Origin of the sequence: Flavobacterium denitrificans DSM 15936 (assembly GCF_000425445.1) — a bacterium.
Lineage (GTDB): Bacteria > Bacteroidota > Bacteroidia > Flavobacteriales > Flavobacteriaceae > Flavobacterium > Flavobacterium denitrificans.
Map to the genome: position 1 here is coordinate 54,956 of NZ_AUDL01000014.1, position 15,421 is coordinate 70,376.

At 33.8% G+C, this 15,421-nt stretch carries 20 protein-coding genes and 1 riboswitch; of the genes, 14 read left to right on the forward strand and 6 right to left on the reverse strand.

The genetic code is table 11. From position 1 onward, the window contains the following. The first annotated feature begins 32 nt into the window (after nt 1-32). From H600_RS0109815 to H600_RS0109870, 12 genes are all read left to right on the forward strand, one after another. Nucleotides 33-692 (forward strand): queuosine precursor transporter, encoded by a 660-nt coding sequence (locus H600_RS0109815; protein ID WP_026728623.1) that lies wholly within the window; start codon nt 33-35, stop codon nt 690-692. Nucleotides 693-704: 12 nt separating this feature from the next. Next, a complete protein-coding gene (locus H600_RS0109820; protein WP_026728624.1) occupies nt 705-1,385 on the forward strand; it encodes a hypothetical protein in 681 nt (226 codons plus the stop codon). After that, nucleotides 1,385-1,957, forward strand: a complete 573-nt coding sequence (locus H600_RS0109825) for a DNA-3-methyladenine glycosylase I (RefSeq protein WP_026728625.1) — start codon at nt 1,385-1,387, stop codon at nt 1,955-1,957. Before H600_RS0109820 ends, H600_RS0109825 begins: the two co-directional genes overlap by 1 nt. A 120-nt stretch (nt 1,958-2,077) precedes the next feature. Then, nucleotides 2,078-2,175: riboswitch (TPP riboswitch) on the forward strand. 65 nt (nt 2,176-2,240) lie between these two features. Beyond that, the gene (thiS, locus tag H600_RS0109830) at nt 2,241-2,447 is read left to right on the forward strand and encodes a sulfur carrier protein ThiS (protein ID WP_026728626.1); all 207 of its coding nucleotides are present in this window, start codon (nt 2,241-2,243) and stop codon (nt 2,445-2,447) included. Nucleotides 2,448-2,596: 149 nt separating this feature from the next. Continuing rightward, the gene (gene thiC, locus H600_RS0109835; protein WP_026728627.1) at nt 2,597-4,420 is read left to right on the forward strand and encodes a phosphomethylpyrimidine synthase ThiC; all 1,824 of its coding nucleotides are present in this window, start codon (nt 2,597-2,599) and stop codon (nt 4,418-4,420) included. Between the two features lie 33 nt (nt 4,421-4,453). Further along, nucleotides 4,454-5,068, forward strand: coding sequence for a thiamine phosphate synthase (locus tag H600_RS0109840; protein ID WP_026728628.1), 615 nt, complete (start codon nt 4,454-4,456; stop codon nt 5,066-5,068). Further along, nucleotides 5,035-5,790, forward strand: a complete 756-nt coding sequence (locus H600_RS0109845) for a hydroxymethylpyrimidine/phosphomethylpyrimidine kinase (protein ID WP_026728629.1) — start codon at nt 5,035-5,037, stop codon at nt 5,788-5,790. Before H600_RS0109840 ends, H600_RS0109845 begins: the two co-directional genes overlap by 34 nt. Then, a complete protein-coding gene (locus H600_RS0109850; RefSeq protein WP_026728630.1) occupies nt 5,780-6,418 on the forward strand; it encodes a thiamine phosphate synthase in 639 nt (212 codons plus the stop codon). Before H600_RS0109845 ends, H600_RS0109850 begins: the two co-directional genes overlap by 11 nt. Next, nucleotides 6,399-7,175, forward strand: a complete 777-nt coding sequence (locus H600_RS0109855; RefSeq protein WP_026728631.1) for a thiazole synthase — start codon at nt 6,399-6,401, stop codon at nt 7,173-7,175. Before H600_RS0109850 ends, H600_RS0109855 begins: the two co-directional genes overlap by 20 nt. 121 nt (nt 7,176-7,296) lie before the next feature. Then, nucleotides 7,297-7,674, forward strand: coding sequence for a GxxExxY protein (locus H600_RS0109860; protein ID WP_026728632.1), 378 nt, complete (start codon nt 7,297-7,299; stop codon nt 7,672-7,674). Between the two features lie 40 nt (nt 7,675-7,714). After that, the gene (gene thiH / locus H600_RS0109865) at nt 7,715-8,851 is read left to right on the forward strand and encodes a 2-iminoacetate synthase ThiH (protein WP_026728633.1); all 1,137 of its coding nucleotides are present in this window, start codon (nt 7,715-7,717) and stop codon (nt 8,849-8,851) included. Nucleotides 8,852-8,945: 94 nt separating this feature from the next. Further along, on the forward strand, nt 8,946-9,656 hold the full coding sequence (locus H600_RS0109870; protein WP_026728634.1) for a HesA/MoeB/ThiF family protein: 711 nt from the start codon (nt 8,946-8,948) through the stop codon (nt 9,654-9,656). Here H600_RS0109870 and H600_RS0109875 read toward each other — a convergent pair. The 4 genes from H600_RS0109875 to H600_RS0109890 all read right to left on the reverse strand — a co-directional run bounded on the left by H600_RS0109875 (nt 9,653) and on the right by H600_RS0109890 (nt 12,524). Further along, nucleotides 9,653-10,447, reverse strand: coding sequence for an MOSC domain-containing protein (locus tag H600_RS0109875; protein ID WP_026728635.1), 795 nt, complete (start codon nt 10,445-10,447; stop codon nt 9,653-9,655). The two genes, H600_RS0109870 and H600_RS0109875, sit on opposite strands and share 4 nt — an antisense overlap. Before the next feature lie 2 nt (nt 10,448-10,449). Then, a complete protein-coding gene (aat, locus tag H600_RS0109880) occupies nt 10,450-11,094 on the reverse strand; it encodes a leucyl/phenylalanyl-tRNA--protein transferase (protein ID WP_026728636.1) in 645 nt (214 codons plus the stop codon). A 151-nt stretch (nt 11,095-11,245) separates the two neighbouring features. Beyond that, nucleotides 11,246-11,617 (reverse strand): DUF3127 domain-containing protein, encoded by a 372-nt coding sequence (locus tag H600_RS0109885; RefSeq protein WP_026728637.1) that lies wholly within the window; start codon nt 11,615-11,617, stop codon nt 11,246-11,248. A gap of 31 nt (nt 11,618-11,648) precedes the next feature. Next, a complete protein-coding gene (locus H600_RS0109890; RefSeq protein WP_026728638.1) occupies nt 11,649-12,524 on the reverse strand; it encodes a flavin reductase family protein in 876 nt (291 codons plus the stop codon). 160 nt (nt 12,525-12,684) lie between these two features. On the opposite strand from H600_RS0109890, the gene H600_RS0109895 reads away from it, so the two are divergent. Beyond that, complete coding sequence (locus H600_RS0109895) at nt 12,685-13,836, forward strand: sensor histidine kinase (protein ID WP_026728639.1); 1,152 nt, start codon at nt 12,685-12,687, stop codon at nt 13,834-13,836. 69 nt (nt 13,837-13,905) lie between these two features. Here the strand turns inward: H600_RS0109895 and H600_RS0109900 are convergent, their stop codons facing one another. Further along, complete coding sequence (locus H600_RS0109900; protein WP_026728640.1) at nt 13,906-14,295, reverse strand: HIT family protein; 390 nt, start codon at nt 14,293-14,295, stop codon at nt 13,906-13,908. 70 nt (nt 14,296-14,365) lie between these two features. Then, nucleotides 14,366-14,842, reverse strand: a complete 477-nt coding sequence (greA, locus tag H600_RS0109905; protein WP_026728641.1) for a transcription elongation factor GreA — start codon at nt 14,840-14,842, stop codon at nt 14,366-14,368. Between the two features lie 155 nt (nt 14,843-14,997). On the opposite strand from greA, the gene H600_RS0109910 reads away from it, so the two are divergent. Next, nucleotides 14,998-15,411: a Rieske (2Fe-2S) protein gene (locus H600_RS0109910; protein WP_026728642.1), complete on the forward strand. Its 414-nt coding sequence runs from the start codon at nt 14,998-15,000 to the stop codon at nt 15,409-15,411. Nucleotides 15,412-15,421: the final 10 nt, after the last annotated feature.

Sequence of the window (15,421 nt, forward strand, 5' to 3'; positions counted from 1 at the left end):
ACTTTGAAAAACAGATTTTATAGTAAGCTTATATGTTTAAAACCAAAAGAGAAATTGTCTTTGTAATTCTGGCAGGTATATTCATAACAAACGCAGTTGTTGCTGAATTAATTGGAGGAAAACTTATTCAAATTGGCCCATTTGTAATGAGCATCGGAATTTTGCCTTGGCCAATAGTGTTTTTAACAACCGATTTAATAAATGAGTATTTTGGTGAAAAAGGAGTAAAAAAACTCTCTTTTATAACCGCGTGTTTGATTGCATACGCTTTTTTGATTTTATTTATGGCTATTATAATTCCTGCAGCAAAAGGAATAAGTCCTGTAAATGACGAACAATTTCAAGCTGTTTTTGGTCAAAGCATGTGGATTATTGTTGGTAGTTTGATTGCGTTTATGGCGTCACAATTAATTGACGTGTGGATTTTTTGGTTTTTTAAAAGACGCACCGGAGAGAGAAAAATATGGCTGAGAACAACAGGATCAACAGTAATTTCGCAATTATTTGATTCTTTTATTGTACTTGGAATAGCATTTTGGTTGCCTGGAAAAATTGATTTTGATACTTTTATATCCTCGGCGCTAATTGGTTACACTTTTAAATTATCAATTGCCATATTATTGACACCTTTAATTTACGCAGGGCATCATTTGATAAAAAAATATTTGGAAGAAGATCCTCATAAGGAATAAAAACATTTGGATATGAAAAATAGTTTCTCGCTTATCTTATTCTTCATAATAGGTTTGTTTTTTAGCTGTGGCCATGATGAAAAAAAGCCGGCTAAAAAAGCAATTGCACCTGTCAATATGTTAACGCCTGCTCCTATTAAAACTAATGCAAAAATCTCGTCGAAAAATATTAAGGCTCCAAAAGAAATTGATACAAAAAAAACAGCGAGTATCAACAAAAATCCTTTTGATGTAAAAAATCCAATAAACGTTACACCAATTCATACGCCAGTAAACCAAACGCAAAACACTCCCATTAACATCAAAAAAGAAGTCAACGACAAATTATTGAATTTTGTTAATATCAGAAAGATCCTGAACAACTGTAAAATGGGTCAAACAATGACACAGGAACAACTTACAGAAAACTTTGAAATTCCTGAAGAAGCTGTTAAACTAGTTAAAAGCGTTACTAAAACCGCCGAAAATGAATTAGCCGTAAAATGGAAATCTACCTGGCTAGTCGAAAAAGTATCTGATGCCGAACTTGAAGACGGTAAAATGAAAGTAAAATTCAAAGCAAATAAAATGTATATGTCGGGCAATGCGATCGGCATTAAATATAATAGAAAAATTTACAACGACTTAATAATAGTTGGTCGTTCAGCATATATCCCTAGTGTAAAAGGATATAGCTGGCAAATTGGAAGATAATGGAAAACGAAAATACCATTCGATGCAGTTGGTGTACTTCCAGCGATTTATATAAAAAATATCATGACGAAGAATGGGGCGTTCCCGTGTATGACGACCCTACTTTATTCGAATTTTTAATTCTGGAAACTTTTCAGGCAGGATTAAGCTGGATTACGATTTTGAACAAAAGAGAAAATTTCAGAGAAGCTTTTGATTATTTTGATTATAAAAAAGTAGCCCATTATTCTGAAGACAAAATCGAAGAATTAATGCAGAATATCGGAATTATTCGGAACAAATTAAAAATAAAAGCCACAGTTTCAAACGCTCAGGCTTTTATGAAAGTGCAAGAAGAATTTGGCTCTTTTTCTGATTATATCTGGAAATACACGGATGGAAAACCTATTATAAATCATCCGAAAACTTCAAAAGATGTTCCTGCCACCACACCGCTTTCAGACGAAATCAGCAAAGATTTAAAAAAAAGAGGTTTTAAATTTGTTGGTTCAACCGTAATTTACGCACACATGCAAGCCACCGGAATGGTCAATGATCACACGGAAGATTGCTTTATTCGCAAAGAAAAATAGTCACAGTTTTCAGTCGCAGTCGCACTCTTAGTTTTCATATTTACAAAACTTGATATTTTAAATTAAAGAGTGAAAACTGTGACTGAGACTGAAAACTTTAAAAAAAATACATATATTTGCTTCACACTTTAGGGGTGTCTACAAAGTTGTAGGCTGAGATTTTACCCTCTGAACCTGATCTAGTTCATACTAGCGTAGGGAAAAGTAAGATGACTTCTGCGCGCATATTTTTGCGTTTCTGTAGCCATTCCTAAGGTGTATCTATACACTAAACTAAGAAGGAATGGAACTAAAAATCAATCAACAAATCAAAAAATTCAATGCTGAATCGTTAAGCGTTCAATCATTGCTCGATCTCGAAATTCCGCAAAAACAAAACGGAATCGCCGTTGCTGTAAACAATACTGTTGTTCCAAAAACCAAATGGAACGAATATCTCCTACACGAAACTGACGATATTTTGATTATTTCTGCTACGCAAGGTGGGTAGAGATTTAAATTCCAAATTTTTAAAAAAACAAATTCCAATTACATACTGCTCGTAGACGCACTGCGGTACTTCTCTACAGAAAATGATATGATTAAACACAATCAGAATCAACGTGAAACTTTAAACTTCAAACCTGAAACAAAAATATTATGACAAACGAAGAACAAATATCCAGAACCCCATTTCCGAATTCTAAAAAAGTATATATCGACGGAGAAATTCATCCGATAAAAGTAGCAATGCGTGAAATTGCTTTGAGCGATACCAAACTTTCAAATGGAGGCATTGAGAAAAACCCTCCTGTAACTGTTTACGATACTTCGGGCGCTTATACCGATCCGAATATCGAAATTAATATTCGAAAAGGACTTCCGCGTTTAAGAGAACAATGGATTTTAGATCGAAATGATGTTGAAATTTTAGACGAAATCACTTCAGATTACGGCTTAAGTCGATTAAAAGACGAAAACTTAAATCATCTTCGTTTTGAATATTTACATCAGCCTAAACGTGCTAAGAAAGGTGCAAACGTAACGCAATTATATTACGCCAAACAAGGAATCATTACGCCAGAAATGGAATATATCGCGATTCGCGAAAACCAGCGCATCGAACTTTTAAACGAACAAACCAAAGCAATGCAATGCCAGCACGGCGGAAACAGCTTTGGTGCGAATACGCCAAAAAGCAAAATCACTCCAGAATTTGTTCGTTCTGAAGTGGCTTGCGGAAGAGCGATTATTCCAAATAACATCAACCATCCTGAAAGCGAACCAATGATTGTGGGGCGTAATTTCTTGGTAAAAATCAATGCCAATATCGGAAATAGTGCCGTGACTTCGAGTATTGAAGAAGAAGTTGAAAAAGCCGTGTGGGCTTGTCGTTGGGGAGCAGACACGATTATGGATTTATCAACGGGAAAAAACATTCACGAAACCAGAGAATGGATTATCCGAAATTCTCCTGTTCCAATTGGAACCGTTCCGATTTATCAAGCATTAGAAAAAGTAAAAGGAATTGCTGAAGATTTAACTTGGGAAATTTTCCGCGATACTTTGATTGAGCAAGCAGAACAAGGTGTTTCATATTTTACCATTCACGCGGGAGTTTTGCTTCGTTATATTCATTTGACTGCGAATCGTGTTACAGGAATTGTTTCTCGAGGCGGGTCGATCATGGCAAAATGGTGCTTATTTCATCATAAAGAAAACTTTTTATACACGCATTTTGAAGAAATCTGCGAAATCATGAAACAATATGACGTTGCTTTTTCTCTTGGAGACGGATTGCGTCCAGGTTCGATTGCCGATGCAAATGATGCAGCACAATTTGCAGAATTAGAAACTTTAGGAGAATTAACCAAAATTGCCTGGAAACATGATGTTCAGGTTTTTATTGAAGGTCCAGGACATGTGCCAATGCACATGATTAAAGAAAACATGGACAAACAATTAGAACATTGCCATGAAGCTCCTTTTTATACTTTAGGTCCGTTGACTACAGATATTGCTCCGGGTTATGATCACATCACATCGGCAATTGGAGCGGCTATGATTGGCTGGTACGGCTGTGCGATGTTATGTTATGTAACACCAAAAGAACACCTTGGTTTACCAAATAAAAAAGATGTTAAAGATGGCGTAATAACCTACAAAATCTCAGCTCACGCCGCCGATTTAGCAAAAGGTCATCCAGGAGCGCAATATCGTGATAATGCTTTGAGTAAAGCCCGTTTCGAATTCCGCTGGGAAGATCAATTTAATTTGGCTTTAGATCCAGATACAGCAAGAGAATTCCATGATGAAACACTTCCGGCTGACGGCGCAAAAGTGGCGCACTTCTGCTCAATGTGCGGACCAAAATTCTGTTCTATGAAGATATCTCAGGAAATCAGGGATGTTGCTGCCGCAGAAAAAGGAATGCAAGAGAAATCAGAGGAATTTATTGAACAGGGGAAAGAGATTTACATCTAAAAGAAAATAGAGTAAAGAAGAAAGAAAAAAGATATGATTGTGATTACGAATCCTTTTTTTGTTAAAAATGAAATAGACATCCTTCATTCTTTATTTGAAGAAGGATTGTCATTGCTTCATATTCGGAAACCTGAATTTTCAGAATTAGAAATGGCGCATTTTATTCCGCAAATAAAACCTGAATATAGAAATAAACTTGTTTTGCACAGTCATCATTCCTTAGCAGAAGATTTCGGAATTACGAGAATTCATTTTTCTGAAAAAGAAAGAAAAAGTAATCGTATCAATCCTGCAAGGTTTTCAAAACCTTGTAGGTATAAATACGAATCAATTTCAACATCAACACATTCTATTGAAGGTTTTAATTCCTTAGAAAATGATTTTGATTATGCCTTTCTAAGCCCTGTTTTTAAAAGTATTTCGAAAGAAAATTATCATTCAGAAATTGATCTTTTTGAAGAGATAAAAAAGCGTACAAATTATAAAACAAAACTAATCGCTTTAGGCGGAATTGATTCAGAAAATATTCGCAAAACTTTAGAAAAAGGTTTTGATGATGTTGCTCTTTTAGGAAGTATTTGGAAAAATAAAAATCCATTAAAACAAATTAAATTATGTCAGCAAATCGCCCAATCGTTCTCGCTATAGCCGGTTTTGATCCTTCGGGGGGCGCTGGCGTTTTAGCCGATGCCAAAACTTTTGAATTGCATCAGGTTACTGGATTTGCAATCACAACTGCAAATACTATTCAGACCGAAAACAAGTTTTATGAAATTCAATGGACAAATTTAAGCTTTGTGATTCGTTCGATAGAAACTCTTTTTTTAAGTTATAAAATCAGCGTGGTAAAAATTGGGATTGTTCCAACGCTTCATTATTTAAACCGAATTCTTTCGACAATAAAACTTTTATCGCCATCAACAAAAATTGTTTGGGATCCTGTTTTAAAATCAACTACTGAATTTGAATTTATAAAAATTGAAGACTATCCGGCATTAGATAAAATCCTTTCCAAAATTGATCTGATTACGCCCAATTACAACGAAATCGAAATCTTGTTTCCTGATTTTTTTACAAACAAAATCTGGCAACAAAATAAAATTCCGACTTCCATTTTATTAAAAGGCGGACATAATGCTTTAGAACCTGGCACTGATCGTCTTTTTCTAAAAAATGAAACAATTGATTTATTGCCTTCAGGAAAAAAATGTTTTGAAAAACACGGTTCTGGCTGTGTTTTATCAGCCTCAATAGCCTCAAATCTTGCATTAGATCAAACTTTGCATGAAGCTTGTCTAAATGCTAAAACCTACATAGAAAAATATCTAAATTCAACTTCAACACTAATAGGATTTCACTATGTACAATAAACTACAATACATTTCTCAAGGAAATACAATCGAAGAACAATTGTATAATATTCAACAGGCGCTTGATGCGGGTTGCGATTGGATACAAATGCGATTTAAAAATCAGACTGCTAAAGATACTTTTGCCTTAGCTGAAGCTGTAAAATTTTTATGCGAAGAATATCTGGCGAATTTTATTGTAAATGATGACTTGCATCTCGCTGAACAAATTGCAGCAGATGGTGTTCATCTTGGTTTAACCGATATGAAAATTAATGAAGCCAGAGCTATTTTAGGAAACACAAAAATTATAGGAGGAACGGCAAACACTTTTGAAGACATTCAAAACCATGCAAAAAATGGCGCTGATTACATTGGTTTAGGCCCTTTCCGATTTACGAATACAAAGGAAAAATTAAGTCCGATTTTAGGTTTGTCAGGGTATTTTGAGATTCTTCAAAAAATGAAAAAAAATAAAATCACAATTCCAGTTTTTGCAATTGGCGGAATTACTTTGAAAGATGTAAATCCGTTAATGGAAACTGGCATTTACGGTATTGCACTTTCTGGGCTTATCACAGAAAGTGACGAAAAAGAAAAATTAATTCAGCAACTCAACGAAAAATTATATGCAAAAGTCATTGTTTAATATAGCAGACAAAACCTTTACTTCTCGTTTATTTCTTGGAACGGGAAAATTTGGTTCAAATCAGGAAATGGAAGAAGCGATTTTGGCTTCAGAAAGCGAATTGGTTACCGTTGCCCTAAAACGCATCGACTTAGAAACAGATACTGATGCAATTTTACCCCATTTAAAACATCCAAAGATCAATTTATTACCCAATACATCTGGAGCACGAAACGCCAAAGAAGCTGTTTTTGCTGCACAATTGGCACGTGAAGCTTTAGAAAGCAACTGGGTAAAATTAGAAATTCACCCAGATCCAAAATATCTAATGCCTGATCCTATTGAAACTTTGAAAGCGACTGAAGAATTAGCAAAATTAGGATTTATTGTACTTCCATACATTCACGCCGATCCGGTTTTGTGCAAACATCTTGAAAGCGCTGGAACTTCTGCCGTAATGCCTTTGGGTTCACCAATTGGAAGTAATAAAGGTCTAAAAACAATAGATTTCTTAGAAATTATAATCGAGCAAAGTACGGTTCCAGTTATTGTTGACGCCGGAATTGGCGCTCCTTCTGATGCCGCTAAAGCAATGGAAATTGGCGCTGATGCCGTTTTGGTGAACACTGCGATTGCTGTTGCCGGAAATCCGAGTTTAATGGCTGAGGCGTTTAAAGAAGCTGTCATTGCTGGAAGAAAGGCTTTTGAAGCAAAGATTGGAAATCAGCAAAATTATGCTTCAGCTTCTAGCCCTTTGACTTCTTTTCTTTATGAATAAATTTGATTTTCTCTCGCAGATTTAGCAGATGATTTTTATGTTGAAACTGCTGAATCTATTTATTATGATTTTTTAACCAATAAAAAAAACCGAATTTTCTTTGATTTTGAATTAAAAAATTATGTCAGAAAATGAAATATCATATAAAATTAGAGGAGCAATTTTTAAAGTATATAACGGTCTCGGACCCGGATTATTAGAATCGGTTTATGAGAGTGCTCTTTATTATCAATTACAAAAAGATGGATTACAAATCGTTAAACAAATTGATTTCCCTGTTAAATATGATGAAGCTTATTTAGACATAACTTTCAGACTAGATATTTTAGTGGAGAATAAAGTAATTATAGAATTAAAATCCGTGGAGGAAATAAAGCCAATTCATTTCAAACAATTAAATACTTATTTAAAATTGACTAATAAAAAACTAGGACTATTAGTCAATTTTAACTGCTCTAATATCCTAGAAAATATTCATCGCGTTGTAAATAAAATTTAATCTGCACGATCTGCAAAATCTGCGGGAAACAAAATAAAAAATGAACACATTCAAATCTATTTTCGATCAATATAATTGGGATGAAATCCAATCTAGAATATACAAGACAACATCAAAAGATGTCGAACGTACTTTGGCTAAAACCAAATACAATCTTGATGATTTTTTGATTTTAATCTCCCCAATTGCTCAAAATTATCTGGAAGAAATGGCTCAAAAATGCCATGAAATTACCAAAAAACGTTTTGGAAAAACCATTCAAATGTATGCGCCACTTTATTTAAGCAACGAATGTCAAAATATCTGTACGTATTGTGGTTTTAGTTTAGACAATAAAATCAAGCGAAAAACACTTTCTGATTCCGAGATAAAACTTGAAGTTGAAGCTTTGAAAAATACAGGCTTTGATCATGTTTTACTCGTAACAGGCGAAGCAAATTATACAGTAAACATCCATTATTTTTTGAATGCAATTAATTTAATCAGAAAGGATTTTTCGATTATTTCTGTTGAAGTACAACCACTTTCAACTGAAGATTATGAACATCTACACAACGCTGGTGTTTACTCGGTTTTGGTTTATCAGGAAACCTATCATCAAGAAGTTTACAAAAAGTATCATACAAAAGGTAAAAAATCAAATTTCGAATATAGATTAGAAACTCCTGACCGAATTGGAACTGCCGGAATTCATAAAATTGGTTTAGGTGTTTTATTGGGGTTGGAAGATTGGCGAACCGATAGTTTCTTTAATGCCTTGCATTTAGATTATTTGCAGAAGAAATATTGGCAAACCAAATATTCCGTTTCTTTTCCACGTCTTCGTCCCGCTGAAGGAATTATCGAACCTAATTTTATTATGGATGACAAAGATTTGACGCAATTAATCTGCGCTTACCGATTATGGAATGAGGATTTAGAAATCTCCATTTCAACACGTGAAAACGAAAAATTCAGAAACAATATCATTCCGATTGGTGTTACGAGTATGAGCGCAGGCTCAAAAACAAATCCGGGTGGTTATGTGGTGGATCCGCAGTCTTTGGAGCAATTCGAAATCAGCGACGAACGCTCTGCCGAAGAAATTTCACAAATCATAAAAAAATCAGGTTACGAACCCGTTTGGAAAGATTGGCACGAAGCATATAGTCAAAAGTTGGAAAGTCAAAAGTCATAAAGTCCAAAACTTAACTTTAATCTTTCACCTTCAACTTTCAACTTTTGACTTTCGACTTTCGACTTTCGACTTTCGACCTTTAAGACTAAAAATAATGAGCATTATACAAGAATTCCTTCGTTACAACAGACAAACTATTTTACCTGAAATTGGCGATGAAGGTCAAGAAAAACTAAAAAAAGCAAAAGTATTAGTTATTGGAGCCGGCGGTTTAGGCTGTCCGATTTTGCAATATATTGCTACTGCCGGTGTAGGTTTTATCGGAATTATGGATTTTGACACCATTGAAATTCATAATCTTCATCGGCAGATTTTATATACTGAAAATGAAATAGGAAAACAAAAATCGATTGTTGCCCGAGAAGTCGTTTCAAAACTAAATCCGTTGATTGAAGCTGTCGCTATTAATGAAAAACTAACTACTGAAAATGCATCAAAAATCATTGAACAATATGATATTGTTGTCGATGGTTCTGATAATTTTTCGACACGTTATTTAGTGAATGATACTTGTGTGAAACTAAAGAAAACTTTGGTTTACGGAAGTATTTTAAAGTTTGAAGGCCAAATTGCCGTTTTCAATCATAACGGAAGCAAAAATCTCCGAGATTTGTTTCCGGAAATGCCTGATCCAAAAGATGTTCCGAATTGCAATTTGAATGGCGTTTTAGGAACTTTACCTGGAATCATTGGCAATATGATGGCGCACGAAACACTTAAATTAATTTTAGAATTACCAACTTTAAAGAATGAACTTGTCATTTTTAATACGTTAAACTGGAATTTTACAAAGCTGAATTTCTAAAACACAACCTCATCACCAACAGAAATAGTTCCTGAATTCAGACTAACGATATTAGTCCCAAATAAAACAGAATTATCTACATTTCTGTATTTGCTCAAGGTTTTTAGAGGCTCTTTTTTTACAATTCCTTTCTGCGGATCATTATTTACCATAATACATCTTCCGCAAGGCTTTATGTTTTTAAATTGAACGTCGCCTATTTTAAAAACCTGAAAATCATCTTCTTCGTGAGCACTTTTGGTGCTCACCACAATATTTGGGCGGAATCTTTTAATAGTGATTTTTTCTTCTAATTTTTCATTTAAAAAATTAAGACTTTCTGTTCCAATTAATAAATAGGGATAACCATCGGCTAAACTGACATTGTAGATTTCATTTGTTCTTGAACTTTCATGTTTACGAGCACCAATTTTATTGATTTTCACCAATCTGCATTCAAAACCTAATTTATCACTAAACCATTTTGAAGAATTTTTATTGACTTCGAAAACTTCACTTTTATCGTCCCAAACTTGAGAATCTATAGGATTTTCCAAATGTTCACTAATAGAAAATTCATGCGTTTCTCCTTCAAAAGCAATTTGAATTTTATCTCCTAAAATCTCAGGATAAAACTGACTCATTATTGGGTATTCTCTTTGCGTAACATGAACATTTTCTGAATCAATCAACATCCATCTTCGGTCATTTTCAAATCCCATTTCTTCTGCATTGGCACTTTTTAAACTAATACCAGCCAAGCTTTTTATCGGATAAATATAAATTTCTTTTATAATGTAAACTGCACTCATTTTTATTTGCTTTTTAAGATGGACATAAATTCTTCGCGATCAATTTCACGACAACCCAAACTTTCTAAATGTGGATTATAAATCTGGCAATCTAATAATTTGTAATTTTCTTTCTTCAAATATAAGGCTAAAGCAATGAAAGCTGTTTTTGAAGCATTTGAAACTTTAGAAAACATACTTTCTCCACAAAAAACAGTTCCCTTTCCTAAATCAATTCCATACAAACCCCCAACTAAGATATCATCCTGCCAAACCTCAACAGATTTTGCAAATCCTTCTTCATTCAGTTTGCAATATGCTTCAATCATTTCATCAGAAATCCAAGTTCCATTTTGACCGTCGCGTTTTATCTGTTGGCAATTCGAAATTACTTCTCTGAAATTTTTATTGTAAGTCACCTTGAACATTTTCTGATTCAGGATCTTTCGCATACTTTTCGATATTACGAGTTCATCGAAAAACAAAACCATTCTCGGATCTGGCGCCCACCAAAGAATTGGCTCTCCTTCATTAAACCAAGGAAAAATTCCGCTTTTATAAGCCAATTGCAATCGTTCGGAACTTAAATCGCCGCCAATTGCCAAAACACCTTCTTCATCAGCTTCTGAAACGGGCGGAAAAAATAAATCGTTGAATAAATAATACATCTTTTTTAAAAATCAATCATGAAATTCCAAATTTCAAAATGTTGTCATTTATATAAATAACAAACCAAACTCAAAAACAAAATTCCAAATCCCAAAATCACGTGAATGAATTGGAATTTGGAATTTTATTTTTTTAGAATTTAAACCTTTTTTAGAACGGTAAATCGTCTGGTTCGTCTTCGTTAATGCTTGTTGCTGGTGCAAAAGTTTCTGCAACTGGCATTGGAGCGCCTTGCGCAGGTCCTTCTGGCGCCAATCTTTCGATTCTCCAACCTTGAATACTATTGAAATATCTAGTTTCTCCTTGTGGATTAACCCATTCTCTTCCTCTTAAATTGATAGAAACTTTTACTGCTTCACCTAGTTTATAGTTGCTTAATAAATCGCATTTGTCTTGAGTAAATTCGATTAAAATGTGTTGTGGATACTGCTCATCTGTAGTTACTACTAATTCTCTTTTTTTGAATGAAGCACTAACTTGTTGCTCAGGATTTACCACTTTTACTTTTCCTATAACTTCCATCTTCGTCTATAATTAATTATTGTTTCTATTCTTATTTTTTGGCTAAAAGCACTTTCCAAGCTGAAGAAATATCATCATTATTGAGATATTTTTTGGCTTCTAAATGTATTTTTTCCTGATCATCTGAGCTTAAAACTCCTTTCACAGAAAAATTTTCTTTCACAAATATACTAACTTCTTCTGTTGTAGGCAAGGCTTCTATATTTCCTAATTTTCCGAGGTCATTCCCATTAAACACAGGGCTTTCCTTTACAAAACTCGGAATTGCATCTACTCCAACGCCCAAAGTTGTCAGTGGTTTTGGCACTTCAAAAAGCCCTTGATTTGATCTTGAATACCAATTTGCTCCCAATCTTGAAACCAAATCAATTTTGTGTTGATCAATAGCTCCATTTTCGTCTAAAATCGATTCGTTGATATGAATCTTTACCACTTCACACAAAATCAGATTTCCAGCTCCTCCTTCTGTTCCTAACGGAATAATTTGCGAAATCTTGCATTCAAACTGAACCGGTGATTCTTTAACCCTATACGGCTTTACAATATCAGATGGAACCTGAGTTAAACCTGCTTTTATGAACTCATTTACACCCTCACCATATTCTGTACTTGCCAATGAGGTTTGTTGTACCAAATCGTAATTTACGACATTAATTACTACTTCACGTGTTGCTTCGGCATTAATCAAAGTATGCTTTACTGTATTGTCACGAACGCGTCTTGAAGGCGAAAAAACCAAAATTGGCGGATTAGCACTAAACACATTAAAAAAGCTGAAAGGCGATAAATTCGGGATTCCTTTTTCGCTTATTGTACTTGCAAAAGCAATTGGCCTTGGGCCGACAGCACTTTGCAGATAACCTTGCAATTTAACTGTTGGTATCTCTTTTGGATCGATGCTAATCATAATTTTTCTTTTTAACCAAACCTCATTTTGGTAACTGCAAAAGTATAGAAATGGTTTAATTCGGAGAAATAGTTTGGAACATAAAAACGAAAAATCTTTCCGGAATTGCAAAATATTAAATGCGTATAATTCGTTATATTTATACCTCAAAAATTAGTTTATGCACTTTTCTGAACGCAGAAATACAACTCGCTGGGTTATAATTCTTATTTCCTTTTTAATCATTACTTTGATTCTTTGGAATACATATACTTTTTTCCAAATTTTCAAAAATGAAGAGCGTTTGAAAATGAAACTTTTTGCGAATGCGCAAATTACAATTGTCAATGCCGATGAAAATACAGATGTAGAGCTTCCTCTTCAGATTTTCAATAACAATACTTCAATTCCAGGTGTCATAATGCTGTATGATAAAGTAGTCAGTGCTAAAAATGTTCCTGATGAAATTTTGAATGACAAAAAGAAATTAAAATCTTTTTTAAACAATCTAAGAAGTGAAAACGAACCCATTACTTTTGAATACGCTCCCGGAAAATACCAAATTTTATATTACGGGAATTCGGCTTTACTCAATAAGCTAAAATATTATCCAATTGCTTTATTGCTGATTGTCTTTTTATGTGTCGCCTTGATTTATAATTTTTATAAAAGCACCAAAATGGCCACACAAAACAAACTGTGGGCCGGAATGGCAAAAGAAACGGCACATCAAATTGGTACGCCTTTATCATCTTTAATTGGTTGGATTGAAATTTTAAAAACAGAAGATATTGATTTATCTATAACTTCTGAAATAGAGAAGGATATTGATCGTTTACAAACTATTACGGATCGTTTTTCTAAAATTGGTTCTGTTCCCGTTTTAGAAACTCATGATATTGTTTCAGAAACTTTAAATGCTTTTAAATACCTGCAATCGCGTTTTTCAAAACAAGTTGCATTTTCATATCACACTCCTCAAAACCCAATAATGGTTCAGATAAATCCAATTCTTTACAGCTGGACAATCGAGAATTTGGTAAAAAATGCCATTGATGCCATGAAAGGAAAAGGAAATTTAGAACTGCAAATTGAACAAGATGCTCATCAAGTAAAAATTAATGTAAAAGATTCAGGAACCGGTATTCCGAAAAAACAATTCAAAACGATTTTTGAAACTGGTTTTACAACCAAAAAACGTGGCTGGGGATTGGGACTTTCTTTAACTAAAAGAATTGTAGAAGAATATCATAACGGCAAAATCAAAGTTTTACATTCTGAAATTGGAAAAGGTACTACGTTTCAGATTTTATTGAATAAAAAAATGCAGTAAATAATTTTACTGCATTTTTTATATTTTTTATGGGCTTTGATTTCGCTCAGCCTGACACTCGTAAAATCTTTACAAATTTGCTGTAATACTTTTAGCCAAAGCTTCAAATTCCTCTTTTGTAAGTGATACTTTATTTTGGAAGCGCATTTCATCCATATGATTCAACGGAATCAAATGCACATGCGTATGAGGCACTTCTAATCCAACAACTGCAACACCAACTCTTTTGCAAGGAACTGTTTTTTCTAAAGCGATTGCAACTTTTTTAGAAAACTTCATTAAGCCTAAATACAATTCATCATCCATATCAAAAATCTTGTCGATTTCTTGTTTTGGAATACACAGCGTGTGTCCTTTTGCATTTGGGTTAACATCTAAAAAAGCTAAGAAGTTTTCATCTTCAGCAACTTTATATGCGGGAATTTCTCCGTTTACTATTTTTGTGAATATCGATGCCATTTTTGTTTATTCGTTTATTTGGTTAATCGTTTAACCGATTTAACGATTAAGCAGTTAAACTTTAAAATATTTAGTCTCTAGAGATTTCTAGAATTTCAAATTTCAAAACACCATTTGGAACTGTAATTTCAGCTACTTCCCCAACTGATTTCCCTAGCAAACCTTTTCCAATAGGAGAAGTCACTGAGATTTTTCCAGTTTTCAAATCGGCTTCGCTTTCTGCAACAAGCGTATATTTCATTTCCATTCCGTTGCTTTGATTTTTGATTTTCACATTAGATAAAACCAAAACTTTAGAAACATCCAATTGAGATTCATCAATTAATCTTGCATTTGCATAAACCTCTTCCAGTTTGGCAATTCTCATTTCTAATAAACCCTGTGCTTCTTTTGCAGCATCGTACTCGGCATTTTCAGATAAATCTCCTTTGTCACGTGCGTCTGCTATATCTTGAGATGCTTTTGGACGCATTACACTTTTTAAATGCTCCAACTCATCTTTTAATTTTTTTAATCCTTCTGCTGTATAATAAGATACTTTACTCATAACTTCATCGTTTATATAAATACAAAAAATCCCATCGGGACGGGATTTTGTATTACAAATATACTATTATTTTTAATAGTACATAATTATATGTTAATCATATAAAAATCAAAACTAAATATTTTATTTTTGTTTCCTTAATCCTTACTAAAAGAATGAAAAAAATCTGGCTCTTAATCGTCTTTGTTTGTGCACTTTATGCTTGTAGTGATAGTGAGCGCAGCAATAAAAACCCTTACATTCCAAACTACTCTGTCAATTTATCTGTAGATATGAACTTGCCTGCTTATTCAAATCTAAAATTTGTAAGCAACGGCGTTATTGTTCCTAATTTTGGCGCAAAAGGAATTATCATTTTTAATGCTGGAAACTCCTATAATGCATTTGATGCCGCGTGCCCAAATCAGGAACTTACTTCTTGTACAGCAATGACGATTGACGGCATATATGCAGTTTGTTCTTGTGACAAAGTGCAATACAGTTTATTTACTGGTTTGGGAAGCAAAGAATATCCGCTGAAACAATATAGAGTCGAAGTTATAGGATCTGTAATTCATGTATATAATTAAAACAAAAACG

Bases quoted from the DNA above. Each gene is read 5' to 3' on its own strand.
- H600_RS0109815 (WP_026728623.1), top strand. From the start codon at position 33: ATGTTTAAAACCAAAAGAGAAATTGTCTTTGTAATTCTGGCAGGTATA.
- H600_RS0109820 (WP_026728624.1), top strand. From the start codon at position 705: ATGAAAAATAGTTTCTCGCTTATCTTATTCTTCATAATAGGTTTGTTT.
- H600_RS0109825 (WP_026728625.1), top strand. From the start codon at position 1,385: ATGGAAAACGAAAATACCATTCGATGCAGTTGGTGTACTTCCAGCGAT.
- thiS (WP_026728626.1), top strand. From the start codon at position 2,241: ATGGAACTAAAAATCAATCAACAAATCAAAAAATTCAATGCTGAATCG.
- thiC (WP_026728627.1), top strand. From the start codon at position 2,597: ATGACAAACGAAGAACAAATATCCAGAACCCCATTTCCGAATTCTAAA.
- H600_RS0109840 (WP_026728628.1), top strand. From the start codon at position 4,454: ATGATTGTGATTACGAATCCTTTTTTTGTTAAAAATGAAATAGACATC.
- H600_RS0109845 (WP_026728629.1), top strand. From the start codon at position 5,035: ATGTCAGCAAATCGCCCAATCGTTCTCGCTATAGCCGGTTTTGATCCT.
- H600_RS0109850 (WP_026728630.1), top strand. From the start codon at position 5,780: ATGTACAATAAACTACAATACATTTCTCAAGGAAATACAATCGAAGAA.
- H600_RS0109855 (WP_026728631.1), top strand. From the start codon at position 6,399: ATGCAAAAGTCATTGTTTAATATAGCAGACAAAACCTTTACTTCTCGT.
- H600_RS0109860 (WP_026728632.1), top strand. From the start codon at position 7,297: ATGTCAGAAAATGAAATATCATATAAAATTAGAGGAGCAATTTTTAAA.
- thiH (WP_026728633.1), top strand. From the start codon at position 7,715: ATGAACACATTCAAATCTATTTTCGATCAATATAATTGGGATGAAATC.
- H600_RS0109870 (WP_026728634.1), top strand. From the start codon at position 8,946: ATGAGCATTATACAAGAATTCCTTCGTTACAACAGACAAACTATTTTA.
- H600_RS0109875 (WP_026728635.1), bottom strand. From the start codon at position 10,447: ATGAGTGCAGTTTACATTATAAAAGAAATTTATATTTATCCGATAAAA.
- aat (WP_026728636.1), bottom strand. From the start codon at position 11,094: ATGTATTATTTATTCAACGATTTATTTTTTCCGCCCGTTTCAGAAGCT.
- H600_RS0109885 (WP_026728637.1), bottom strand. From the start codon at position 11,617: ATGGAAGTTATAGGAAAAGTAAAAGTGGTAAATCCTGAGCAACAAGTT.
- H600_RS0109890 (WP_026728638.1), bottom strand. From the start codon at position 12,524: ATGATTAGCATCGATCCAAAAGAGATACCAACAGTTAAATTGCAAGGT.
- H600_RS0109895 (WP_026728639.1), top strand. From the start codon at position 12,685: ATGCACTTTTCTGAACGCAGAAATACAACTCGCTGGGTTATAATTCTT.
- H600_RS0109900 (WP_026728640.1), bottom strand. From the start codon at position 14,295: ATGGCATCGATATTCACAAAAATAGTAAACGGAGAAATTCCCGCATAT.
- greA (WP_026728641.1), bottom strand. From the start codon at position 14,842: ATGAGTAAAGTATCTTATTATACAGCAGAAGGATTAAAAAAATTAAAA.
- H600_RS0109910 (WP_026728642.1), top strand. From the start codon at position 14,998: ATGAAAAAAATCTGGCTCTTAATCGTCTTTGTTTGTGCACTTTATGCT.